Annotated in this window: 18 protein-coding genes and 1 pseudogene; 11 read left to right on the top strand and 8 right to left on the bottom strand. The window is 69.2% G+C overall.

Annotation, left to right across the window (positions count from 1 at the left end; genetic code table 11):
- Nucleotides 1-19: 19 nt before the first annotated feature.
- On the bottom strand, nt 20-1,078 hold the full coding sequence (locus tag ACWDEN_RS01475; RefSeq protein WP_351610986.1) for a sugar ABC transporter substrate-binding protein: 1,059 nt from the start codon (nt 1,076-1,078) through the stop codon (nt 20-22).
- A gap of 273 nt (nt 1,079-1,351) precedes the next feature.
- On the opposite strand from ACWDEN_RS01475, the gene ACWDEN_RS01470 reads away from it, so the two are divergent.
- Nucleotides 1,352-3,583, top strand: coding sequence for an alpha-L-fucosidase (locus ACWDEN_RS01470; protein ID WP_351610989.1), 2,232 nt, complete (start codon nt 1,352-1,354; stop codon nt 3,581-3,583).
- A gap of 85 nt (nt 3,584-3,668) precedes the next feature.
- Here the strand turns inward: ACWDEN_RS01470 and ACWDEN_RS01465 are convergent, their stop codons facing one another.
- Nucleotides 3,669-4,595: an expansin EXLX1 family cellulose-binding protein gene (locus ACWDEN_RS01465; protein WP_351610991.1), complete on the bottom strand. Its 927-nt coding sequence runs from the start codon at nt 4,593-4,595 to the stop codon at nt 3,669-3,671.
- 1,284 nt (nt 4,596-5,879) lie between these two features.
- Between ACWDEN_RS01465 and ACWDEN_RS01460 the strand changes: the two genes are divergently transcribed.
- From ACWDEN_RS01460 to ACWDEN_RS01425, 8 genes are all read left to right on the top strand, one after another.
- On the top strand, nt 5,880-6,926 hold the full coding sequence (locus ACWDEN_RS01460) for a LacI family DNA-binding transcriptional regulator (protein ID WP_351610994.1): 1,047 nt from the start codon (nt 5,880-5,882) through the stop codon (nt 6,924-6,926).
- A 152-nt stretch (nt 6,927-7,078) separates the two neighbouring features.
- Nucleotides 7,079-8,326: a sugar ABC transporter substrate-binding protein gene (locus ACWDEN_RS01455; protein WP_351610997.1), complete on the top strand. Its 1,248-nt coding sequence runs from the start codon at nt 7,079-7,081 to the stop codon at nt 8,324-8,326.
- Between the two features lie 10 nt (nt 8,327-8,336).
- Complete coding sequence (locus ACWDEN_RS01450; protein WP_351611000.1) at nt 8,337-9,320, top strand: carbohydrate ABC transporter permease; 984 nt, start codon at nt 8,337-8,339, stop codon at nt 9,318-9,320.
- A complete protein-coding gene (locus ACWDEN_RS01445; protein ID WP_351611003.1) occupies nt 9,317-10,141 on the top strand; it encodes a carbohydrate ABC transporter permease in 825 nt (274 codons plus the stop codon). The genes ACWDEN_RS01450 and ACWDEN_RS01445 overlap by 4 nt, the downstream gene beginning before the upstream one ends.
- 79 nt (nt 10,142-10,220) lie before the next feature.
- A complete protein-coding gene (locus tag ACWDEN_RS01440) occupies nt 10,221-11,957 on the top strand; it encodes an amylo-alpha-1,6-glucosidase (RefSeq protein ID WP_351611005.1) in 1,737 nt (578 codons plus the stop codon).
- A gap of 65 nt (nt 11,958-12,022) precedes the next feature.
- A complete protein-coding gene (locus ACWDEN_RS01435; RefSeq protein ID WP_351611008.1) occupies nt 12,023-13,873 on the top strand; it encodes an RICIN domain-containing protein in 1,851 nt (616 codons plus the stop codon).
- A gap of 45 nt (nt 13,874-13,918) precedes the next feature.
- The gene (locus ACWDEN_RS01430) at nt 13,919-14,434 is read left to right on the top strand and encodes a glycoside hydrolase family 5 protein (protein ID WP_351611011.1); all 516 of its coding nucleotides are present in this window, start codon (nt 13,919-13,921) and stop codon (nt 14,432-14,434) included.
- A complete protein-coding gene (locus tag ACWDEN_RS01425; RefSeq protein WP_351611014.1) occupies nt 14,431-14,520 on the top strand; it encodes a hypothetical protein in 90 nt (29 codons plus the stop codon). Before ACWDEN_RS01430 ends, ACWDEN_RS01425 begins: the two co-directional genes overlap by 4 nt.
- Before the next feature lie 69 nt (nt 14,521-14,589).
- On the opposite strand, the gene ACWDEN_RS01420 is transcribed toward ACWDEN_RS01425, so the two are convergent.
- Together ACWDEN_RS01420 and ACWDEN_RS01415 are read right to left on the bottom strand one after the other, a co-directional pair.
- Nucleotides 14,590-15,447: an acetylxylan esterase gene (locus ACWDEN_RS01420; RefSeq protein WP_450856611.1), complete on the bottom strand. Its 858-nt coding sequence runs from the start codon at nt 15,445-15,447 to the stop codon at nt 14,590-14,592.
- Nucleotides 15,448-15,616: 169 nt separating this feature from the next.
- The gene (locus ACWDEN_RS01415) at nt 15,617-17,494 is read right to left on the bottom strand and encodes an alpha-L-fucosidase (RefSeq protein WP_351611017.1); all 1,878 of its coding nucleotides are present in this window, start codon (nt 17,492-17,494) and stop codon (nt 15,617-15,619) included.
- A gap of 293 nt (nt 17,495-17,787) precedes the next feature.
- Here ACWDEN_RS01415 and ACWDEN_RS01410 point away from each other — a divergent pair, with 293 nt between their 5' ends.
- Together ACWDEN_RS01410 and ACWDEN_RS01405 are read left to right on the top strand one after the other, a co-directional pair.
- A complete protein-coding gene (locus ACWDEN_RS01410) occupies nt 17,788-17,919 on the top strand; it encodes a hypothetical protein (RefSeq protein ID WP_450856609.1) in 132 nt (43 codons plus the stop codon).
- A gap of 94 nt (nt 17,920-18,013) precedes the next feature.
- Nucleotides 18,014-18,536: pseudogene (locus ACWDEN_RS01405) on the top strand (substrate-binding domain-containing protein).
- Nucleotides 18,537-18,610: 74 nt separating this feature from the next.
- On the opposite strand, the gene ACWDEN_RS01400 reads toward ACWDEN_RS01405, so the two are convergent.
- The 4 genes from ACWDEN_RS01400 to ACWDEN_RS01385 form a co-directional block, all read right to left on the bottom strand.
- Nucleotides 18,611-20,416 (bottom strand): cellulase family glycosylhydrolase, encoded by a 1,806-nt coding sequence (locus ACWDEN_RS01400; RefSeq protein WP_351611020.1) that lies wholly within the window; start codon nt 20,414-20,416, stop codon nt 18,611-18,613.
- Nucleotides 20,413-21,912, bottom strand: coding sequence for a glycoside hydrolase family 43 protein (locus tag ACWDEN_RS01395; RefSeq protein WP_351611023.1), 1,500 nt, complete (start codon nt 21,910-21,912; stop codon nt 20,413-20,415). The genes ACWDEN_RS01400 and ACWDEN_RS01395 overlap by 4 nt, the downstream gene beginning before the upstream one ends.
- Before the next feature lie 37 nt (nt 21,913-21,949).
- Nucleotides 21,950-22,102 (bottom strand): hypothetical protein, encoded by a 153-nt coding sequence (locus ACWDEN_RS01390; protein ID WP_351611025.1) that lies wholly within the window; start codon nt 22,100-22,102, stop codon nt 21,950-21,952.
- 118 nt (nt 22,103-22,220) lie between these two features.
- Nucleotides 22,221-24,206 carry a beta-galactosidase gene (locus ACWDEN_RS01385; RefSeq protein WP_351611028.1) on the bottom strand — a complete coding sequence of 662 codons (1,986 nt, stop codon included), beginning with the start codon at nt 24,204-24,206 and terminating at the stop codon, nt 22,221-22,223.
- Between the last annotated feature and the right edge of the window lie 385 nt (nt 24,207-24,591).

Here is a 24,591-nt window from a genome sequence, read left to right as displayed (position 1 = left end):
TTGTGTGCGCCGCGAGTTGTCAGCCGAGGTTGTTGCCCCACAGCGACTTGTCGCCGCTCTTCAGGCTGGGGACGCCGCCGTAGGTGCCGCCGTCGGCGGTGACGAGCGGGGCCGCGAGCTGGTCCTCGAGCAGCCCGTCGCGGACCTTGACGATGGTGCTGTCGTGGTCGGTCCTGCCGGGCCGGAACGTCCTTCCGTCGATCGCGGCCTTCAGGTAGTACAGGGCGTACTTGGCGTAGAGGTCGGCCGGCTGGGACACGGTGGCGTCGATGTGCCCGGCGGCGATGTCCTTCAGTTCCTCGGGGATGCCGTCGTTGGAGACCACGAACACGTGCTTCGGGTCCTTCGGGCCGACCAGCAGGCCCTTCTGCTTGAGTACCTGGAGGGTGCCGGACAGGGCGAAGCTGGACTGCATGTAGACACCCTTGACGTCCGGGTTGGCGGTCAGGTCCGTCTGGAGCTTCTGTGCGGCCACGGCCCCGTCCCAGTTCGTGGCCTCGCCGAGCACCCTGATCCCCGGGTAGTCGGCCTTCATGCAACTGTTGAACGCCTCGGTGCGGTCCCGCCCGTTGACGGAGGACAGGTCGCCCTGGAGCATGACGACCTTGCCCTTTCCGCCGAGCCTGGTGCCGAGGTACTTGCACGCCTTCTCGCCGTAGGCGCGGTTGTCGGCGCGGACCACCATGTAGACCTTGCCGGTGTCGGGGCGGGTGTCGACGGTGACGACCGGGATCTTCTTCGCCTCCAGCTGCGCCAGGGTCGGCGCGATGGCGGCGGTGTCCTGCGGGGCCATCGCGATGCCTTTGACCCCCTGGCTGATGAACGTCTGTGCGTCGGCGGTGAGTTTGGCGACGTCGTTCTGCGAGTTGGTGGTCTTGAGCGAGAGACCGAGGCGCTTGGCGGACTCGGGCGTGTACTTGATGTACGAGTTCCAGAAGTCGGTGTCGGAACGCGGGTAGTCGACGCCGACCAGTGGCGCGCCGCCGGACGCGGTACCGGAGCCGCTGTCGCATGCGGTGAGCAGCGCCAGGGCGGACACGGCCGAGGCGGCGGAGCAGAGGGCTGTTCTGAGTCTCATCGGTGATTCCTCGCGCTGGTCCGGGAGCAGGAGAGATGGGATGTATGTATAGGGCGACTGCTGTGATGCTGTCCAGACCCCGGGATAATTTGCTGCAAGAGAGGCTCTCTTGACCATGCGTGGCGGCGACTGGTTTGAATCCATCCCATCAATGATGCTGCAAGCCCGTTGACATCAGCGCGTCACATGGTCGAACTTCGTGCGTGGCGACCGGCGTTCCACAGCCGTGAGCGTCGTGCTCTTCCCTCTGTCCCCCACTTCAGGGATGTCCTCATGTCGAGCTCGTTCAACAGACGCCGGTTCCTGGCCGGTGCCACAGGTGTCGCGGCGGCGGCCGTCGGGGGCGGTGCCCTCGGGGCGGGCGTCGCCCAGGCGGCGCCGAGCACGTACACCCCCGCATGGCCCTCGGTCGACCAGCACCCGCCCGCCCCGGAGTGGTTCCGGGACGCCAAGTTCGGCATCTACTTCCACTGGGGCGTCTTCAGCGTTCCCGCCTACGACAACGAGTGGTACCCGCGCAACATGTACATCGCCGGCAGCGCGGCCAACCAGCACCACATCGCGACCTACGGCGACCCCTCCGTGTGGCCGTACCACAACTTCATCGACGGGGCGAAGGACAAGGCCGGGAACACCGTGCAGTTCGCGCCCAGGCTGAAATCGGCGGGCGGGAACTTCGACCCCGACGCGTGGGCACAGCTGTTCCTCGACGCGGGCGCGAGGTTCGCCGGACCGGTCGCCGAACACCACGACGGCTTCTCCATGTGGAACAGCCAGGCCAACGAGTGGAACTCCGTCGCCAAGGGCCCGAAGCTCGACCTGCTGCACCTGTTCGCCACGGCGATCAGGGCCAAGGGCCTGAAGCTGCTGGTCGCCATGCACCACGCGTACCACTTCAACGGCTTCTACGACCACGTCCCCGCGCAGACGGATCCGAGCCTGCAGAAGCTCTACGCGCAGCTGGGAACCACGAAGGAGAACCAGCTCTGGTACGACAAGCTGAAAGAGGTCGTCGACCAGGCCCAACCGGACATCCTCTGGCAGGACTTCAAACTCGACGCGGTCGACGAGACCCAGCGCCTGAACTTCCTCTCCTACTACTACAACCAGGCGGACGCCTGGGGCCGCGAGGTCGTCGCGACCTACAAGGACGGCCTCGACGCCAAGGGCGAGGTCTTCGACTACGAACGCGGCGGCCCGGCCGACATCACCACCCCGTACTGGCTGACCGACGACAGCATCTCCAGCTCGAGCTGGTGCTACACCCAGGGCATCGGCTACTACACCGTCCAGCAGATGCTGCACTCGTTCATCGACCGGGTCAGCAAGAACGGCAACATGCTGCTCAACATCGCGCCGATGGCCGACGGCACCATCCCCCAGGCGCAGAAGGACATCCTGCTCGGTATCGGCGACCACCTGAAGCGCTTCGGCGAGTCGGTGTACGCGACCCGGGCCTGGACGGCGTACGGCGAGGGCCCGACGAAGATGGGCGGCGGCTCGTTCACCACCCCGCATGCCGGCACCGCGCAGGACATCCGCTTCACCCGCAACAAGGCCGGCAACGTCCTGTACGCCACCGCCCTGGGCTGGCCCGGCAGCTCGCTGACGATCAAGACCCTCAGTTCGGACCGGATCAACCTGTCGTCGCTGACCTCGGTGAAACTCCTCGGCACCACCGCAGGCACCTACCTCGACCTGCCCGCGCCGGTCCAGAACCCCTCCGGCCTCACGGTCACCCTGCCGTCCTCGGCGCCGTACAGCGCCAACGCCTACGTACTGAAACTCGCCTTCTCCGGAACGATCCCGGGCCTGCGACCGCTCGCCGGCGCCGTCGCCTTCACGGACGTCAACTACAGCGGCAGGGCGGGCGTGTTCGAGGTCGGCGACTACACCGCGGCCGACCTGACCGCGGCCGGACTGGGCGCGCGAACGCTCTCCTCCCTCCGACCGGCCCCCGGTTACCAGGTGGTCGGCTACTCAGGAGACGACTTCACCGGCACCTCCTGGACCTTCATCGACGAAAGCCCAGACCTGCGGGTCACCGGCAACAACGACCAGATCACCTCCCTGAAGGTCCAGTTCAACCCGGCCACCTACTTCCGGCTCACCAACATCACCGACGGCCTCGTCCTGGACAGTGGCGGCAACGTCGCCTCGGGCTCCGACCTCAAGCAGTGGACCTGGGACGGCAGTTCCAACCTGCAGTGGCAGGCGGTGGCGGTCGGAGACGGCTACTACAAGCTGGTCAACCGCACGAACGGCATGGTCGCCGACGGCTGGGGCGCCACCGCCGACGGCTCCGCGGCCAGACAGGCCGCCTGGAACGGCGGCACCAACCAGCAGTGGACGATCACCCACCGGGGCGACGGCCGCTATTCGATCGCCAACCGCACCACCGGCCTGGTCCTCGACGGCGGCGGCAAGGTCGAGTCGGGTTCCGTCGCCAAGCAGTGGACGTACGGAAGCAGCACCAACCTGCTGTGGACCTTCACGTCGCCCTGAACGCAGGTCCGGCATGGCAAGCGGCTGCGGCGGTGCCACGGCGATCCGCTGCGCCGGGACGACGGATCGGACGTGGGTGGCCGGATCAGTGTCGGGCGAACTGGACCTGGGTCGGCTGCACCACGTTCGGCCGTAGCGCGATCCCGCTGATGGTCAGCCGCTCTCCATAGATGTCCGTGAGCCTGATCGCGCTGCCGCATCCGCGGCCGTCGGCGGAAACGAAGTAGTTGTAGTCGGTGCGGGGCAGTTGCCGCCAGCCGTCACCCGCGCGGACCTCCAGCCGCGCGACCGGATTGCGGTGGCCGATCGCCTGGATACCGCACCAGTAGGGGCTGGAGCCGGTCTTGTACCGGATGGAGACGGTGCCGGTCGTGCTGGGGCTCAGCAGGCTCCAGGTGATCGGTATCCGACCGACTTCGAGCGGGGCGAGCTTGGCGAACGCCTGCTGGCTGAGGTCGAGTTGACCAGGTGCACAGGGAGCCGGGCACTCGTTGGTGATCCGGACCGTGATGGAGGCGCCGTTGGCCGCGTGGACGCGCACGTACGCGCCGCACGCCCGGGACGTCTCGTAGTCGGTGGTGTTCATCGCGGCGATCATGAGGTCGCTGCTCGGGCCGAACAGACAGGCGCCGTTTCCGTCGCCGGCCTCGTAGGCGGTGGCGACCCCTCGGTAAGTGGCCCCGGGCCGGATTCGTCCCGTCGACGGTGCCGCGGTGGACGCCGTCCGCGGGGGCCGAGAGGTGGCTTTGGCCGACCGTCGTGCTGCCGCGGTGCTGGACCTCTTGGGGGTCGCCGACGCGGTCGGGGTGTCCTTATCGGTCGCGGTGTGGGCTCTCACCTGGGCGGTTGCGGCAGGTGTGGCCGCCGCAGGTGCCGCGTTCACCTTGTGGTCGGGGAGCAGCCCCATGACCAGGTAGGCGAGGACGCCCGCGGCGGTCAGCCCCACCGTGGTGCCCAGCATCAGCCTCTGTCTGCGCCGGCGCTGCCGCGCGGCCTGCCTCGGTGTCGTCATGTCCGTCCGTTCGGAAGATCGAATCGATGGTGCACTGTCCAGTGGCCGCCGGCAGCGGAAAGGTTGCCGCCCAGGTCGCGGGGATCTGCACCTGCACGGGACTTTCATGTGTGGCGATGATGACATCCGGAGCCGCTGCTGGGGCGGTGCGGCCCAGGCGGCGGGGCTGATGGGCACACAACGTCCGGGGGGCGACGCGGGCAGCACCAACTGGCTGATGGGGAACGGCCGACCCGGACGTACTGGCGATCGCCGTGGACGACCTGGAGGTGACGGAGCTGACGTTCCCCGACGGCACCGGCCTGGTGGGCACGGGCAGCCCAACTCCGCAGCCGGTGCAGTCCGTCACGAGCTGACGGTCACGCGGCGCAGGGTTCCGAGGTCAAGCCGTGAGACATGGGCACAAACCCATGTGAGAGGGCTCGTGATCTCTCCTGGTTCGGCCCGCGTGACGATCGAGGTGCCTTACCAGCAGCTTCCGGTTGACCAGTCGGACGTTCGCCGACCCCGTCTCGGCTGTTCAGCCTGACGTGCCTGTCGGCGAGACAATCGAGTTCCGGCAAGCATTCGATCCCACTTGAACAGTGGGTCCTGGGGGAAGGACCCGCCGACGCAGCCGGCGGTCGTGGCCGAACCGCCGAGCAGGTCCTTGGCCTCGACGGTCGTCTTGGCGGTGCCCAGGACTTCGCGGCGCAGTAGGACGTACGCGCCGTCGTAGGCGGGTGTCCCGCCGGGAAGGCCAGCGCCGTGCCGCCGTCCGTGCCGGCGACGGACCGGGCTGTGGAGCCGTTCACCAGGGTCGCTGTGAGGCCGCTGCCGGAACTGTCACCGATCTTGCCGGAGGTGCGGTCGTCCTGGTCGAAGGTGTAGCGGGTGCCCGGCAGGCCCGCGTCGGGAGTCAGTGCCACGACGCCCGGTGCGTGGCACCGGGCGGATCCGTCGGCGGAAGGCATGGATCACGTCCTCAATCCTCGAGTGCCGGCCTACGTCGAACCGATGGATCATCTATGCCGCACTTCATCGAACTTCGTCGAACCGGTTCGGTGAAGCTCACACCGGGCGACCCGGCCGACAATCCCCTCGACATGATCTACCGGCTCCGTTTCCGGCCCGGAATTGCGGGATTGCGGTCGGGGGTGTTGACAGGCCTCCGGGCGGTTCCTACCTTCACTTCATGCGAACCGGTTCGACGATCCGGAGACCGCCTCTTCACCGTTCCCAGCCCTGGACGCCCGGCGCCATGTTCCTCCCGGAGCAGCGAACCGGTTCGAGCAAGGAGTTCCCGTGAACATCGGTGAGATCGCCAAGCGGGCCGGTGTCTCGCGGAGCACCGTGTCGTACGCTTTGAGCGGCAGGCGCCCGGTGTCGGAGGAGACCCGCCGGAAGATCCAGCAGGTCGTCGACGAGCTGGGCTACCGGCCCAGCGCCAGTGCCCGCGCGCTGGCCAACGGCCGGACCAGCACGATCGGTCTGGTCTTCCCGCCGGCCGGGAACCACTACACGGGGATGCAGCTGGACTTCATCGGCAGTGTGGTGGAGGCGGCCGCGGCCTACGACTATGACGTGCTGCTGTCACCGAGCGGTGTGGACAGTGACCGCTCGTTCCAGCGGCTGCTGGGGGAGCGGCGGGTCGATGGGGCGATCCTGATGGAGATCAGGCTGGCGGACGACCGGGTCGATCACCTGGCGGAGCTGGACTTCCCCTCCGTCGCCATCGGCCGTACCGCTCATCCTGAGGGCGGCTGGTGGGTGGGGCTGGACCACACCGCGCTGGCGGCGGCGTGTGTGCACCACCTGGCGGATCTCGGCCATCGTCGGGTCGCCTTCGTCAACCGGCCCGAGCAGCTGCTGCGGACCGGGTACGAGTCCGCGCACCGGGGCCTGGACGGCTTCACCAAGGCCGCCGCCGAGCGCGGGCTGACGGTGCGGACGTACTGCTGCGGTGACGACGCCGCATCGGGCCAGGCATGCGTGGAGCGGATCCTGTGCGACGACCCGGCCACCACGGCCCTGGTCACCCTGAACGAGGCCGCTCTGGGCGGCCTGTACCGAGGGCTCGCCCAGGCCGGCCGCCATGTGCCGCGCGACTTCTCCGTCACCGGGGTCGTGGCCGGCCGGTGGGCGGAGACGGTGACCCCGCAGCTCACCGCGGCGGACGTACCGGCGGCGGAGATGGGACGTCGTGCCGTCGACCTGCTGGTGGAGCGGCTCGGCCATCCCGACGCGCCGCCCCGGCACCATCTCCTCACGCCGCCGATCTCCCTGAGGGCCAGCACCGGGCCCGCGGGAGTCACACCCACCGCGGACGCGGGCTCTGGTACGACGCCCTGACCGACCCACGTAACCGTCTTCACCCCATCCTCATCACCTCTCGTCTCACCACCGGGCGCTCGCACCGCTCGACGGTGCCGTTCGCCGTGCCCGTCTCTCCTCGTCGCACCGTGCCTCGGCAGTGTCATGCCCAAAACAAAGGAATCCTTGCAATGAACCACTCCTCCAGACAGCGTCGTCTGACCGCCGCAGCCCTCACCGCCCTCGCCGTGGCCGTCACCGCCACCGCCTGTTCCTCCGGTTCGGGCAGCACCGACGCCAAGGGCGCCGGCAGCGGCACGTACACCATCTGGGACCCGTACCCCCAGTTCGACAAGGGCTCGGCCTGGGTGAAGCTACTGGACCGGTGCGGCACCGAGGCCGGGGTGAAGATCAAGCGGACCGCCTTCGACACCAGCGACCTGGGCAACAGGACACTGCTCGCAGCGCAGCAGGGCAACTCGCCGGACGTGCTCATCGTGGACAACCCGGTGGTGTCGACCCTGGCCGAGGCGGGCGTGCTCACCACGACCGACGACACCAAGCTGGACACCTCGAAGGTGGACCCCAACCTGCTCGCGGCCGGCCAGTCGGGCGGCAAGACGTACGGCACGCCGATCGGCGCCAACACCCTGGCCCTCTACTACAACAAGAAGGTGCTGAAGGAGGCCGGGGTGGACATCGCCTCGGTCAAGGACTGGACGTCGCTGACGGCGGCGCTGGCGAAGGTCAAGAAGGCGGGCAAGAAGGGCGTCACGTTCTCGGCGATCGGCACGGAGGAGGGCAGTTTCCAGTTCCTGCCGTGGTTCTGGGGCGCGGGCGCCAAGCTGACCGGGCTCGACTCCGCGCAGGCCGTGTCCGCCCTGTCGCTGTGGACGGACTGGCTCAAGCAGGGCTACGCACCCAACTCGGTGCTCAACAACACCCAGACCACCAGCTGGCAGGAGTTCGCCGGCGGCGACTACGCCTTCGCGGAGAACGGCACCTGGCAGCTCGCCAATGCGAGGAAGGCCGGGCTCGACTACGGGGTGCTGCCCATCCCCGCCGCGACGGGGGGCAACGCTGCGGCCCCGACCGGCGGCGAGTTCGTCACCATCCCGGTCCAGGACGACACCGCCCGCTACACCACCTCCCAGAAGCTCACCACCTGCCTGACCAGCAACGGCAATGTCTACGACACCGACACCGCCCTGTCCTACGTGGCCCCCACCAGCGAGGTCCAGAACAAGCAGGTGAAGGCGAACGCCGAGCTGAAGCCATGGGTCGACGCGGTCAAGTCGGCCAAGGGGCGCACGAGCGACGGCCTGGGCACCAAGTACCCCAAGATCTCGGAGCAGATGTGGAAGGCCGTCCAGTCCGCCCTCAGCGGCTCCAAGTCGCCCAAGGACGCGCTCACTTCGGCGCAGAACGCGGTCAAGTGAGGTGGGTTCGATGAAACAGACCACCCATCCGCCGGACCGGTGGTCCGCGCGCGTCCTGAACGGGGCGGCCACCTCCGCCCCGCCCCCGGCCCGCACCAGGACACGCCGCCGTCCGACCTCCCAGCAGTGGGCCGCCTGGGGATTCCTCGCCCCGGTGACCGTCTATCTCGCCCTCTTCTACGCCTATCCGCTGTACCGCAACCTCGACCTCAGCCTGCGCCACTACACCGTCCGCTCCTTCGTGCAGGGCAACGCACCCTTCACGGGCCTGAGGAACTATCAGACCGTCTTAGACGACCCGACCTTCGCCCCCGCCCTGCTCCACACGGCCGTCTTCACCGCCGTGTGCCTGGTCTTCCAGTACGCCATCGGCCTGGCCCTCGCGGTCTTCTTCAACCAGCACTTCCGGCTGTCGGCCACCCTGCGCGCCCTGTTCCTGGTGCCCTGGCTGCTGCCGCTGATCGTGTCCGCCTCCACCTGGTCGTGGATGCTCAACAGCGACTCCGGCATCGTCAACGCCCTGGCGAGCGCCGTCGGCATCGGGCCGGTGAACTGGCTGACCTCACCGTCCTGGTCGCTGACCTCGGTGATCATCGCGAACATCTGGATCGGCGTCCCGTTCAACCTGGTCGTGCTCTACAGCGGCCTGCAGTCCATCCCCGCGAGCCTCTACGAGGCCGCCGCCCTCGACGGGGCGAACGCCTGGCAACGTTTCTGGCGCGTCACCTTCCCGCTGCTGCGCCCGGTGTCCGCGATCACCCTGCTGCTCGGGCTGGTCTACACGCTCAAGGTCTTCGACATCATCTGGATCATGACCAAGGGCGGACCCGCGGACTCGTCCACCACCTTCGCCACCTGGTCCTACCAGCTCGGCTTCGGCAACCTCCTGCCCGCCTTCGGCCCGGGCGCGGCCGTCGGCAACCTGCTCGTGGTCGCCGCCCTGGTCTTCGGCCTGGTCTACGTCCGGGTCCAGCGGAAGCAGGCGCTGTCATGAGTCGAAGCACCAGCCGAACGTGGTGGAAGACGACCGTCGGTGTCCTGCTGACCGCGATCATGCTCTTCCCGGTGTACTGGATGCTGAACGTGTCCTTGACCCGCGACCAGGACATGCGCAAGAGCCCACCGGACCTGCTCCCTGTGCACGGCACCCTGGCCGGCTACCGCACCGTCCTCGACGAGCAGTTGCCCTACCTCGGCACCAGCCTCGTCATCGGCCTGGGCACCGTCGTCCTGACCGTCGCCCTGGCCGCCCCCGCCGGCTACGCCCTGGCCAAGCTGCGCCCACGCGGCGGCGGCATCCTGAGCTTCTTCCTGCTGGCCGCACAGATGATCCCCGGCATCATCATGGCGATGGGCTTCTACGCCATCTACCTCCAACTGGGTCTGCTCCAGTCCGTCCCCGGGCTGATCGTCGCCGACTCGACCCTGGCCGTCCCGTTCGCGGTCCTGATCTTCACGGCGTTCATGTCCGGCATCCCCGGTGAGCTGCTCCAGGCCGCGCAGATGGACGGGGCGAGGGTCCTGCGCACCTTCTGGTCCGTGGTGCTGCCGATGAGCCGCAACGCCGTCGTCACGGTCTCCCTGTTCGCCTTCCTGTGGTCCTGGTCCGACTTCGTCCTCGCCAGCACCCTCGTGGGCGGCGGCGCCCACGAGCCGATCACCCTCGGCATCTACCACTACATCGGCAACAACAACCAGCAGTGGAACGCCATCATGGCGACCGCCGTCGTGGCCTCGCTGCCGACCGCCGTGATCCTCGTCCTCGCCCAGCGCCATGTCGCCGCCGGCGTGACCGCCGGCGCCGTCAAGGACTGAGTCCTTCCCTCCCGTCACGACCGCTCCGGCTGCATGTCGGCCGGCCGGTGCCCCCTGCCCGAGAAACGAGTGACGCTTCATGACCGCCGCCCCGTCCGGCCCGGCCTTCTCCGTCCACGACATTCCGTTCAGCACGTACGGATCCTGGTTCGACATCTCGCCCGTGGTGGCGGAGAAGACGTACGCCGAGGACCTCCACCTCGTCTCGCACCAGAACGGCATGCACGGCGTGCTGCGCCTGGTCCCGCTGGACCCGGCGACGGGCGAGCGGGCCGCGGCCCGCGTCGAGGCGACACCGGGCCTGCTCAGCTGGATCGGCGAGGGCGGGCACGTCGACCTCGCCTACGAGTCGCCGGACACCGTGCGGCTGCGGGGGAGCGGCCTGGGCATCAGCGTCTTCGCCGCCGCGCAGACCCTGACCCCGTTCAGCGGAACGTACTTCTTCCACGACCCCGCAACGAACGGGCACGTGTTCACCTCGTACGAGACCGGACGCCGATACCGCGTCACCGTGCTGTCCGGCGCCCTCGCCGACCCGGCCGGCGCCCAGGCCCTGGGCAGCGGCGACCGCGGTCTCGCCATGGCCGCCGCGACGGACGGGACCTGGGAGATGGCGATCGAGGAACTCGACACCTCTCGTCCGCCCTACGCGTCTCCGGCACCCTTCGACGAGATCGTGGAGGCCACGAAGAGAGGCTTCAGAGACTTCGTCGACGCCGTGGCTCCCTGGCGCTCGTCCGCCACCCCGGCCGCCGAACTCGCCGCCTACGTCGTCTGGTCGGCGACCGTACGACCGACCGGGCTGGTCACCCGGCCCGCCGTGCTGATGTCCAAGCACTGGATGGACAAGGTCTGGAGCTGGGACCACTGCTTCAACGCCCTTGCCCTGGCGCGTGGTTGTCCCGAACTGGCCCTGGACCAGTTCACCCTGCCCTTCGACCACCAGGACGACAGCGGCGCCCTGCCCGACTCGGTCACCCACTCCGAGGTGCTCTACAACTTCGTCAAGCCGCCCATCCACGGCTGGGCCTTCGGTCACCTGCGCCGTCGCCTGCCGACACCTCCCGACGAGGCTGAGCTAGCAGAGATTTACCACCGGTTGGAGCGCTGGACCGACTTCTGGCTCACCGCACGACGGGCCCCCGGTGCCGAACTTGCCCACTACCAACACGGCAACGACAGCGGCTGGGACAACGCCACCACCTTCGACCCCGAGCGCGTGGTCGTCACCGCCGACCTGGCCGCCTTCCTCGTCCTACAGCTGCACGAACTCGCCGAGCTGGCAACGGAGTTGGGCAGGGTGGACGAAGCTCGCCGGTGGACGCGGGCGGCCGAGGAGACCCAGACGGCACTGCTGGAGCAGCTCTGGAGCGGGGACAGGTTCGTCGCCCAGGGCGTCGCCGGCGGGGACACCTGGAGCAGCTCGAGCCTCCTCGACCTGATGCCCATCGTGCTGGGCGAGCACCTGCCCGGCCAGGTCGCCGGCGCGCTCGCCGACCACATCAAGGCTCATCTGACCCCGTACGGCCTCGCCACCGAACTGACCACCTCACCGCACTACCTCTCCGACGGCTACTGGCGCGGCCCGATCTGGGCCCCCGCCACCGTCCTCGTCGAGGACGGCCTGCGCCGCGCCGGCCACCACCGGCTGGCGGACGACATCAGCGCCCGCTTCCGCGCCCTGTGCGAGACCCACGGCTTCGCCGAGAACTTCGACGCCCTCACCGGCACGGGTCTGCGCGACCGCGCCTACACCTGGACCGCCAGCAGCTATCTCCTGCTGGCCGAAGCACACGCACACCGAGACGGCCGCTGACCGGCTGCCTCCCCCGTGGCCCCCGGACCGTCCGGGGGTCGCCACACTCATGCAGGAGCCGCACCATGAAATCGCCCCGGATACACCCCAGCCCCACCACCCGCACCGGACGCCGAACGGTCCCCTCCGTCGCCGTCCTGCTGACCGCCCTGGCCGCGACCCTCGTGCCCGCAGCCCCGTCACAGGCCGCCGACACCGGCGTCACGGTGGACTTCGCGACAGCCGGAGGTGCGCCCACCTACCGCGCCTCCGGCATGATCTACGGGATGACGCCGAACGGGTCGCTGCCGCAGGACCACTTCTTCAAGGACATCAAGTGGCACTTCATGCGGGCCGGCGGCGCCCAGCTCAACAGCGGCGGCTACGGCACCAGCCTCGCCGACTACCAGACCCGTTGGAACGCCACGCTCGCCCAGTACAAGCGCACCGCGGCCCTCGGCGGCACCTTCGTGCTGCTCCCGCACGACCTGTGGGGCGCGGACAGCACCACCAGCCAGGGCTGGCCCGGCGACAACGGTGACTGGACGAAGTTCGACAACTTCGTCACGCAGCTCATCAACGACGTCAAAGCCAACAACATGACCGTCGAGTGGGACCTGTGGAACGAGCCCGACGGCAGGGGCTTCTGGGCTCCCTCGCAGAGCCAGTACCTGCAGATGTGGTCGCGCTTCTACGCCCGGGTGCGGGCGGCCTTCCCGGGCCAGCTCATCGTCGGCCCCAGCATGGCGGGCCAGCCGACCTCCTCCAACTCCTGGTGGACCACCTACCTCAACTACGTCAAGGCCAACAACGTCGCCCCCGACATCTACAGCTGGCACGACGAACCCGCCGATCCCGTCCCGGGCGTGGCGGGCGCCAACTCCACCCTCGCCGCGGCAGGCCTGACCAACACCCGCCCGTACCAGATCAACGAGTACGCGGCGCTCTCCCAGCAGAACCCCGGTGGCGGTGCCTGGTTCATCGGCCGTCTGGAGCGCGCCGGCGCCGACGGTCTGCGCGGCAACTGGGCCTCCGGCACGAACCTGCACGACTACGAGGCCAACCTGCTCACCAAGAACAGCTCCGGCCAGTACCTGCCGCTGGGCGAGTGGTTCATGTACCGCTACTACGGATCGCAGACCGGCAACATCGTCAACCTCACTCCGGGCGCCGGCACCGACGGCCTCGCCACCAAGGACAACACCGCCAAGAACGCCAAGGTCCTGCTCGGCAGCAACGGCAACACCGGCAATGTGACCGTCAACCTCACGGGCCTGAACACGACTTCGGTGGTGGAGAGCGGCAAGGTCCGCGCGGTCGTCCAGCGCGTCCCGTACAACGGCGGCGCCGCGGTGGCCGGGCCCGAGACAATCTCCGACACCACCCTGACCGTCAGCGACAACGCGGCCTCGGTGAGCGTCCCCTGGAGCAACGCCAAGGACGGCTACACCGTCACCCTGCTCCCGCCGTCCAACACCACCGTCCCGACCGTCGCCGTCAGCGAGAACAGCGGCCAGTGCCTGGACGACACCAACCTGAGCACCGCCAACGGCACCCAGTACCAGCAGTACCACTGCGAGGGCGGCTACCAGCAGATGCTCGACCTCAAGCCGGTGACGGGGAAGACCAACACCTACACCGTGGTCAATGAGCTGAGCGGCAAGTGCCTGGACGTCTCAGGGGCGTCCACCGCCGACGGCGCCGCCGTCATCCAGTACACCTGCAACGGCGGTACCAACCAGCAGTTCACCCTCAACCCCGTCACCGCACTCGGCAACAGCAAGGACTACCAACTGGCCGCCGTCCACAGCGGCAAGTGCGTCGACGTCAGCAACATCTCCACCGCCCCGGGAGCGCTGATCCACCAGTGGACCTGCGACCCGTCAAGCGCCCTCAGCACCAAGAAGAACCAGATCTGGCGACTCCCCGGCAAGTAGACTTTTTCAGGCTCCGGATCGAAGCGCAGACGCAGGCTCGGCCTGGTGATCGGTACGCCGCTGGCGTTGGTCTCGGCAGGCGTTCTGGCCTACGGCGCGGTCTTCGGGACCTTCGGCGACGATTCCCGGCCCCAGGCGTCCGCGGCGCCCCGGGTGCCCGACGACGCGACGGCGGCCGTGGCGTCGATGCAGCCGGGCCGCGCGCAGGGCTTCCACAGCGTCCGTATCCCGGTGACCTGGAGTGGTCACCAGGCGGCGGCCCCGGCCTACACGATCGACCCGGCGTACGTGAGCAGGGTCAGGCAGGTCGTCGACTGGGCCCTCGACGACGCCCTCTACGTCATGCTCGACGTTCATCACGACTCGTGGCAGTGGGTCAAGAAGATGTCCGCCGAGCACGATCAGGTGCTGGCCCGTTACCGCGCGACCTGGTCCCAGATCGCCAGGGCGTTCAGGAACGAGCCGGCCACGCTGCTTTTCGAGAGCGTCAACGAGCCGCAGTTCGACGAGGCGAGCGCCGCGCGCGAGGCCGAGCTGCTCCATGAGCTGAACAACGGGTGAAACTCACCTTCCATTTCTGGAGCGGCACCACCGCGACGTACTACGTGACCAAGTCCGGAACCTCCTTCACCGGTACGACGGCCTGACCGCCCCGCAGCAGCACGTTCCGTCCAGGGAAGGGGGCCGGCGCTTGCGCCGGGCCGGCTCCTTACCCCCTACTGCTGCGGAGCCAGCCCGCGTTCGCGCAGCCACTTCAGCTGCTCCGCCGTGTTGAAGCCGAAGTCGCCGCCGTGGTCGGCGAAGGGCCAGGCGGTCATGGTCCGGTCCGTCCCCGCGTAGTGGTTGAAGGCGGCGTAGACGGTGGGAGGCGGGCATGTCGGGTCCATGAGGCCGACGCTGAACAGCGCCGGCGCCGTCGCACGCAGGGCGAAGTGGACACCGTCGAAGTAGTCGAGTGTCGCGAAGGTCGCCTCCAAGCGGTGCGGATTGTGCCAGCGCAGGTATTTGGCGAGCTCCAGATACGGACCGTCCCGAGCACCGCCGCCACCCGGTCCGGGACGAGTCCGCCGACCGCAAGGGCCAGGCCGCCGCCCTGGCTGCCGCCCGCGACGACGACCCGCCCGGCATCCAGCCCGGGCAGTTCGGCGAACGCGTCCACGGCGCGCACACAGTCCGTGGGGTGAGTCGATGCCGCGGGTCATGAAGCCTTCGACCCATTGTGTGCCGTCGCCCTCAGTGCGGTCCGGGGTGTCGTGGCCCTGGCCACGGCTGTCGACGACGAGTTGGGCGTAACCGGCCGCGGACCACAACAGGTGGTCGGTGGGCAGCCCCCGGCCCGCGCAGTAGCCCAGGAAGGTGACGACGACCGGCAGCGGCCCTTCGATGCCGCGTGGGCGCAACAGCCAGGCGGCCACCGGTTCGCCGTTCCAGCCGGGGAAGCGGACGTCGTCCACGTCGACGGTGCTCAGCAGATACCGGTCGGTGACCCGCTCGGCCTTCACCGCTCCGCCTCGGGCGCGTGCTTCGGCCAGGGTCCGTTGCCTGAAGACGTCGAAGTCCTCCGGCGGGGACATCTCCGGCCGGTCTGATGGGGACGGTACTGGGTTGCCACGGCCGGAGAGCGGGGAGACTCCGCGCCTCGGCGCCTGGGACGTCCGGGACTTCGTCACCTCCTGAGGATGTTCCCGGGAATCGGGGCTTTGGCTGTCGCGGCCGAAGCCCCTCGGGCCGGCTCTCCTGCGCTTACGATCCCAGCTCGGCGGAGAAGGGCCGGTCGTAGACCTCGAAGTTGCGTATGGACGCCCATGCACCGGAAGGCAATCCGGTGACCGTGACACGCACATACCGTGCCCGGGTCCGGAACATGGCCACCTGGACCTGACTGGTGCTTGTGGTGGCCGTGTTGTCGGCCAGCGTGCTCCACCTGCGGTTGTCGACGGAACCCTCGATCGTGTACCGGTAGTTGGTCCCCTCCAGTTCCCAGGCGATGCGGGTGCCGGTCAGCGAGCGGGGCGAACCGAGGTCGACCTTGAGCCAGTGGCCGGTGCCGCCGTTGTTCGCGCACCACCGGGTGGCGGTGGAACCGTCGACCGCCCTCGCGGCGGTGTTGCCCTTCGAGGACTCCTCGCTGTCGGCCGTCGCCGTCCGGCCGACGGCGATGTCGGCCGGCTGCACGAACCGGTCCAGCGTGACGCCGACGACGCTGTCCTCGGGATGAGTGGTGCGGTCGATGCCGGTGATCGTCACCCGGCCGTCGCCGCCGGCCGAGTACGCCAGGCCGGCACCGGTGCGCACATCGAAGGCCCGCACGATCCTGGCGTCGCCGAGCGACGGGGTGGTGAACGAGGTTCCGCCGTAGCCGGGCAGCAGGTGCACGTAGAAGGTGTCGTCCTTGCAGGTGAAGCCGTACTGGCCGTCGACCGGGTTCCACGGGCCGCCGCGGGTCCCGTAGACGGACCGGCCACAGGACGCCATGAAGGTGCCGATCCGCCGCAGCAACCCGGCCTGGGCGTCGGACACCGTGCCGTGCCGGTCCGGGCCGACGTTGACCATCGCGGTCATGTTCCGCACCCAGCAGTTGACCAGGATGTCCATGGCGGTGCCGTAACTCATCACGGTGGCAGCGGAGTTGTAACCCCAGGTGCCGTCGACGGTGAACACCTTCTCGACCAGGCCGGTGCGGATCGCCCCGCTCGGGACGGACGGGCCCTCGTCGCTGGCGTAGTCGCCCGTCCAGCCCGAGCGTGAGGTGGCGACGATACCGGGCTGGTGCTTGCGCACCATGCCCATCAGCCCGAGCGGCCTGCCGTCGCCGTCCGTCTCGCCGTAGACGGCGTCCACCGGCCACTCGTTGGCGGGGTCGCGGTACCGGCCGGGCTCCCAGAAGAACGCGCCGTCCGCGTCGCTGCCCTGCTCCGCCACCCAGCCGCCGTCCCACCACAGGTCGTCGATCGGGCCGTACCGGGTGACCAGCTCCTTGACCGACTGGTACACCTCGGTCTTCATGACCCGCGCGTTCTCCTTGTGCGCGGGATCGGTCGTGTAGTTCCAGGGGTTGGGCGCGCAATGGGTGCCACGGACGTCGTAGTAGCCGGGATAGCGCCAGTCGATCGGCGAGTAGTACAGGCCCACCTTCAGCCCCGCCGCCCTTACCGCCGCGACATAGTCCTTGACGAAGTCACGGCCCAGCGGCGCCTGCCCGGAGTTCCAGCTGTTGGGATGGTTCAGCGGCCACAGTGCGAAACCGTCGTGGTGGCGCGTGGTCAGCGTCACGTACCTTGCTCCGAAGTCCTTGGCCAGCCGTGCCCAGGCCTCCGGGTCGTAGGCGTCCGCGGTGAACTGCTCGTCGGTGGCGTCGGTGACGTATGTGCGGTAGTCCGCCGGCGTGACCGGGGCGTTGTGCATCCACCACTCGCCCTTGGCCGGGCCCGAGTACACGCCCCAGTGGATGAACATGCCCAGCTTGGCGTCGTGGAGCCACTGGATCGCGGAGTCCGGCTGCTGCTCGACGCCCATGTCGGTCCTCGGGATCCGCAGAGCGGGCAGCGGCAGCGGTGCGTCGGGCGCGGCGTACGCGGGTGCCGCCACCGTGACGGAACTGACGGCGGTGGCCGCCGTCATGGCCGCCATGGCGGCGAGTACCGATCTGCGTGACGTGGATTCCGGCAACGTAGTTCCTCCTGTTCGGCTGTTCTCTCAAGACATTGGATGAATTAATGAATGCCGATGCCATGTCTGTCGAGGCTTGTGACGAATGTTGTCGTGAAACAGCGGTAGTTGGTGGACGGGTTGCCCCTATCGCGAGCGGTGACATGGGATGTATGTGTTGCACCGGGGCGGAGCTGTCTCCATCGAAAAGATCAAGTCACCCTTCGGCGGACGACCATGGTGAGCGAGGTTCGGGACCTGCTTCGGTGACGATCGCGTACATCGCCGAGTCCGCGGGTGTCTACCGCAAACCTCCCAAGAACCGCAGCAAACTCGTGGAACTGGTCTTCCGTGAGCTGGAGAGCATGTGGGCCGTGGAGATCATCCGCGATGTCTAGCGCGTGGCCCGCAGGAACCGGGTCGGGGTGCTAACTCACCGCTAAAGGCATCCCGTTCGTCGTCTTCGACGCGATCGACGAGCTGCCCGACGACGTGCCGTTCGTCAGTGCCACGAACTGGCGAGGCGGTCAGACGGCGACCCGGCACCTGCTCGAACTGGGACACCGGCGCATCGCCGTGATCAGCGGGCCCGACCACCCCTACTGCCGCGTCCGGCTGTCCGGTTGCCTGCCGACGGCGTCCGATCAGGTGGTGAAGGCCCAGCTCACGCACGAGCACGGGTCCGCCGCGGCGGTCGAGCTGCTGTGCCGTCCCGATCGACCCACCGCCGTCTTCACCGCGAACGACATGCAGGCGCTCGGTGTCTACAAGGCCGCGCGAGCTCGGGCTGCGCATCCCGCGCGATCTCAGCGTCGTGGGCTACGACGACGTCCCGGCCGTCGTCTGGGTGGATCCGCCTTTGACCACGGTCCATCAGCCGCTGGCCGAAATGGCCGTAGCAGCCACCGAACTGGCCCTGGCGCTCGGCCGCGGTGAGGAAGTACCGCAGGTGGGACTGGAGATCGCGACCACCCTGACCGTCCGGGAGAGCACGGCTCCGCCGAAGGAGGCGTGAGGTCGCGCCGGGACACGGGTTGTGCCCTGGTTGCCCGGCATGCGGCGGGGGCGACCAGGGCGGAGGCCGGTCGGTCAGGACGCCGTGCCGGTCACCGAGCTCCCGGACTTCGTCACGTGGTACGTGACGGTGGCGCCGCTCCAGAAGTGGAACTTCAGCGTCACCGGCGCGTTGTCGTGCACCGCCTTCAGGAAGTCGGACGTCAGGGTGATCCTGCCGCCCGCGTAGTCGGGCGAGAAGGACTGGTTGAACTGCTGGTACGGGGTCCAGTCGGCCGGGCCGGCGTTGCTGCCGTCGGCGTACGTGGCCTCCATGGTCGCCAGCACGTCACCGCGGTACTGCGTGGGAAGTGCGAACGAGCCCGTCGTGCCCGTGGCGCCCGACAGCACCGGGGTGTCGTAGGTGATGACGTCGATCTTCCAGGGCAGCCCGCGGGAGAACCGGGCCTGGAGCGTCGCGTTCACCCCGTACGCGCGGTTGCCGGTCAGCCGGGTCAGTGCGGTGGCCGTGAGGGTGAGCCGGTCGCTGGACACGGTGTAGTCCCGTCCCGCGACCAGCTTCTCGCTGCCCTGCCACAGGCCCCGGAAGGTGGTGCCGTTCGGGTTCAGGGTGAGTGACTGGGCCGTGATCGGGGTCGACTTCGCCACGAAGACCTTGTCGAGGGAGGCGGTAGCCGAGCGGGTGGTCCAGCTCGACCTGATCCAGGCGAACAGGGCGGGGTCACGCCACTTGAGGGTGGAGCGGTTCAGGTAGGAGAAGGGGTCCCACAGGGCGGTGGTGACCCCGGCGACCCGCGCCTGGTATCCCAGCTGCTCCAGGTACTTCAGTCCCTCACCCCGCTCGATGGGGTCGGGATGGTTGTAGTCGGGCCAGCTCAGCGTGCCGTACTCGCCGAGGTAGACCGGGATGCCCTTGGCGACGAACGTGTCGTGCATCCGGGCGAAGGCGTCGGTCAGGTCCTTCTCGGCGGTGGCGTCGTACCGGGTGCCGCCCGCGATGTTCACGCTGAACGGGTACCAGCTGTAGTAGTGCACGGTGGCGACCAGGTTGCGGTCGTGCAGCGCGCCGATCGTGGTGGACAGGTCGTCCATGAGGTTCTGGGCGGGTGTGCAGCCCTGCGTGGGCAGGACGAGCAGGCGGTCGGTGTTCCCGCCGCCCGTGGCGCGGACGACCTTGTGGAAGGAGGTGTTCAGCTCGTTCAGGAACTGGGTCTTCTGCGCGGGCGTGGCGTTGTTGAACTGCGGCTCGTTGACGCTCTCGAAGAGCAGGGTGCGCGGCTCGTTCCGGAACGTGGTGGCGATCTGGGACCAGGAGGCGTCGAAGCGGGCGAGCACCTTGTCGTGGTTGGTCGTGATGCCAGCGATCCACTGCCACGAGTCGTGGTGGACGTTGATCACGACGTACAGGCCGTCGGCCAGCGCCCAGTCGACCACCTGCTTGACGCGGTTCATGTACGTGGCGTCGATGGTGTAGGGCGCGGTGGCGGACTGGTGGTCGGTCCAGGTCACCGGGATGCGGACGCTGCGGAAGCCCTGCGCGCGGATGGTGTCGAACAGGGACTTGGTGACCGCGGGATTGCCCCAGGAGGTCTCGTCCGGGATGGCGTCCAGGGTGTTGCCCAGGTTCCAGCTGGGCTGCATGGCCGCCACGGCGTCCATGGCGGAGGCCGGAACCCTGACCTGCGACCGCGCCGGGTGCGCGGGGCCGTCGGCAGCCGCCATCGTGGTGCCACTGGACAGGCCCGCGATGACGAGCAGCGTCAGCAGCAGGGCGGCCAGGCGCCCGGGGCCGCGGCTGCGGTGGTGTGCGGGGTGCCGTATGTCCTTCACCTGTTGTTCCTTTCGGTAGGTGGTCGGGCCGGTGGTCGGGTCGGTCGTCATGGTCTGAGGGGCTCGTAGTCGAACCAGTCGAAGTGGACGGTGCCGACCGCGGCGTACATGCCGATGACGCGGCCCGTGAATCCGCCGGCGACCTCGGTCGACAGGTAACGGCCGTCGAGGGTCGCGAGCACGGTGAAGGTGCCGTCGGGCTGCTCGACGCCGAGGGAGACGACGTCGGGGCCGGTGCGGGAGTCGTGCGGAGGCGGAGGGTCGGTGACCGTGAGGCCGAGGACGACCGGCCCGTCGGGTACGGGCTGTGCGGCCACGACCGTGCGCAGGGAGCCGACGCGCGCGATCACCCGCACTTCGCTGCCGGACGCCTCGATCGCGTAGTGGTGCCGCTCGTCCAGCCGGACGGCCAGGCCGCCGGTGCCCCCCGAGGGGTCGACCAGGGTGCGCGCCCGGCAGGACAGGTGCTGCTGGCGCCGGCCGGTGAAGACGACGTCGGGTTCGTCGAGGTCGACGCCCCGCGCGCGGAGCGTCAGCCATCCGGGGCGCTCCTTGGTGGTGCAGAGTTCGGCCGGGCGGTCCCGCACGGAGATCCACGACGGCCCCAGTTCGCTCAGGTCGAAGTCGTCCCGCGGCTCCTCGACGGGGCCGGGGACAAGGGGCCACGGGAGCTGAGGCAGGTCCGGGGCGACCTTGCCGACGACCGGCCAGCCGTTCCCCCAGGTCACCGGCGCCAGGAAGGTCTCCCGGCCGAGCACGTGCCAGCCGGGCGTGCCGCCGCCGGGCCGTACCCCGAGCAGCACCATCCACCACGAGCCGTCGGGTGCCTGGACCAGGTCTGCGTGCCCGGTGTTCTGCACGGGGTGGTCGGTGCCGCGGTGGGTGAGGATCGGGTTGGCCGGGCAGGGCTCGAACGGGCCGCTCGGTGTGAGGCCGCGGGCGATCGCCACGCCGTGGCCGCGCTCGGTTCCCCCTACGGCGATGAGCAGGTACCAGTAGTCGCCGATCCGGTACAGGTGCGGCGCCTCCGGGGCTTTGTCGCCGGGTGCGCCGGACCACAACTTCCGCGGTGGCCCGTACGTCTCGCCGGTGTGCGGGTCGATGCGTACCTGCGCGACCCCGGCGACGGTGCACCAGCAGGTGCCGTCCTCGTCCCAGGCCAGGTCGGGATCGATGCCGGGCCCGCCGGGAAGCCGGATGGGGTCCGACCACGGTCCGGCGGGGTCGGTGGCGGTGACGATCAGGTTGCCGCCACCCTCGCTCACGTTGGTGACGATCAGCCAGAACCGTCCGTCGTGGTGGCGCAGGGTGGGGGCGTAGATCCCGGCGGAGGACGGCACGTCGGCCGCCAGACGCAGCTGGCTCGGCCGGTCCAGGGCGTTGCCGATCTGCGTCCAGTGCACCAGGTCACGGCTGTGGAAGAGGGGTACGCCCGGGAAGTACTCGAAGCTGGAGCAGGCGAGGTAGTAGTCGTCGCCCACCCGGCAGATGCTGGGGTCGGGGTGGAATCCGGGGATCACGGGGTTGGCGGGGCCGGTGTCTGACAAGCCACCAGGTCCTTTCGGTATACGGGATGTGCATGTCTCAGCCGGATGTTTCGTCCGGGGAGGGCGCGTTGAGGCGGCTGAGCCGGAGCAGCACGGCGGAGGGCGCGGTGGGCAGGGTCACGGTGAGGTGACCGGTGTCCCGGCGCCGGCTGGTGGTGGCCTGGCTGGAGGACGGGTAGAGCAGGTCCACGCGTCCCGAGGTACGTCAGGAGGGAGCTGCCGTTCTCGTCAAGGGTGATCTGGAGCTGAAGGGCGTCGTGACCCCAGCGGATCGTGCGCTGTTCCTCGGTCATGGCGGTCTCTCGGAGTCAGGTCCTGCGCAGCACCGCGCAACCACCGGGGGGCAGCTCGTGGACCGTGGCGCCGGTGAGCAGGTCGTGAGCGGGATCCGGCAGCGGCACGGTGTCCGAGCGGTGGTTGAGCAGGAACTGCCAGTGACGGCCGTCGGACGCGTGCCGGGTGACGGCTTCGACACCGCCCGGCAGGCCCGGCAACTCCGGCTCGGCACCAGCCTCCTGAAGCAGCCTGCGGACCAGAGCGCCGTAGTCGGCATCGTCCAGGCGAGTGGAGACGTACCAGCCCTGTCCGGTTCCGAAGCGGTGCCGCGTCAGTGCCGGGCCGTCGGCGAGCATGCCGTGGGTGTAGGCGGCGAGCGTCTCGGCGCCCTCGCTGCGCAGGGACTCGCTCCATACCGAGCCGTACGAGCCGTCCGACAGGGCGATCCGCTCATCCGTCCGCAGCGGGCGGTGCTCCTCGACACGGATGCCCAGGGCCTCGCGCAGCGGCCCGGCGGGATAGCCGCCGAGCCGGGCGTGCATGCGGTCGTCGACGCATCCGTTCGCGTGCTGGACGAGGAGCGTCCCGCCGCCGGCGACGTAGCGGCGCAGGTTCTCGGCGCCCGCGTCGGACAGGAGGAACAGGGCCGGCGCGACGACGAGCGCGTAGCGGCTCAACTCGTGCTCGGGATGGGCGAAGCCGACCGTCACGCCGGCGTCCCACAACGCCCGGTGTGCCCGGCTCAGCTCCCCGTGGTAACCGAGGTCGGCGGAGGGCAGGCCGTCGACGCTCAGGGCCCACCAGGCGTCCGCGTCGTCCAGGACGGCCACGGACGCGTCGACCGTGGAACCCGCCAGCTCGCCGAGCCGGGCGACCGCCTCCCCGACCTGTGTGACCTCGCGGAAGATACGGCTGTCGGGGCCCGCGTGCGGGACCATCGCCGAGTGCCACGTCTCGGCACCGGCCCGGGACTGCCGCCACTGGAAGAAGAGGGCCCCCTCCGAACCGCGCGCGATGTGGCCGAGGGTGTGGCGCAGGATCTCCCCGGGCTCCTTGCCCAGCACACGGTCGCTGTCGTAGACGGTGTTGGTGCCCTGTTCCATCAGCAGCCATGGGCCACCGCCGCCCAGGGAGCGGACGCGGTCGGCGTGGAAGGCGGCGTCGGAGGCGGCGTCCAGACCCGGCGAACCCGGGTAGTGATCGGAGGCGACGACGTCGAGTTCGCGGGCCAGGGCCCACAGGTCCACGTTCTGGTAGGCGGGCAGCATCAGGTTGGTCGTCACCGGCCGGTCGCTGTGGGCGCGGATCGCGTCGCGCTGCTCGCGGTAGGCGGCGACGGTCTCGTCGGACCAGAAGCGGCGGAAGTCCAGGCTCTGGCCCGGGTTCTTGTGCCACTGCGTCGCCCGTGGTGGCAGCACCTGTTCCCAAGCCGTGTAGCGCTGGCTCCAGAAGGACGTTCCCCAGGCCTCGTTGAGGACGTCCAGCGAGCCGTGGCGGGCGCGCAGCCACGCCCGGAAGGCCGCCGCCGCGTGCTCGCAGTAGCAGAGGGTGGCGTACTCGTTGTGCACGTGCCACAGCGCGAGGGCCGGGTGGTCGCCGTACCGCTCGGCGAGGGCCGAGGCGATTCTGCGGGCCGCGTTCCGGTAGGCGGGTGCGGTCAGGCAGTAGGTGTCGCGGCTGCCGTGGGTGAGGCGGGTGCCGTCGGGTGTGACGGGCAGGGCGTCGGGGTGGGCGAGGGTGAACCAGGGCGGCGGGGAGGCCGTCGGTGTGGCGAGGTCGACGGCCACCCCGTTCGCGTACAGGCGCTCCAGGTGGGCGTCGAGCCAGGCGAAGTCGTAGCGTCCCTCCTCCGGTTCGAGCAGGGCCCAGGAGAAGACGCCCACGGTGACCAGGTTGACCCCGGCCCGGCGCATGAGTGCGTCGTCCTCCTTCCAGACCGGCTCGTCCCACTGCTCGGGGTTGTAGTCCCCGCCGAAGGCGAGCCCGCCCAGACGGTCGGTGATGATGCGAGTCGTCATGACGGTCCTCAGGTACGCGGAGTCGTGTCGGGCTCTGGCGGGGGAGCGGTCCCTGTCACGCGGCGGAAAAGCGTCGAAGCGCTTCACCTGACGGTCCGAAGGTAACGGACATGTTTCGTGCGAAACAAGAGCGAGAAGCTAGGGAATGTTTCCTTCCGCAGGTACATTGACAGCCCGTCATGACCATGGCCAGCGTCGATGCGCTTCGACATTCCCGGCCTTCAACCGGACATCCGCTCCCGCTCGTCGAGGGGTCTGACTCGTGGGTTCTCCTCCCGTCCCGCAACCGCCAGACTGCCGTTCCGTGATCCCGTGCTTCCGCTCGGGGAGCGTCGACGACCTGCTGGACCGGCTCACCCTGGACGAGCGGCTCGCCATGCTGCAC

The organism is Streptomyces sp. NPDC001153 (assembly GCF_053598315.1).
The sequence above is the reverse complement of the archived record's forward strand: the minus strand, read 5'-3'. Positions and strand labels throughout refer to the sequence as shown.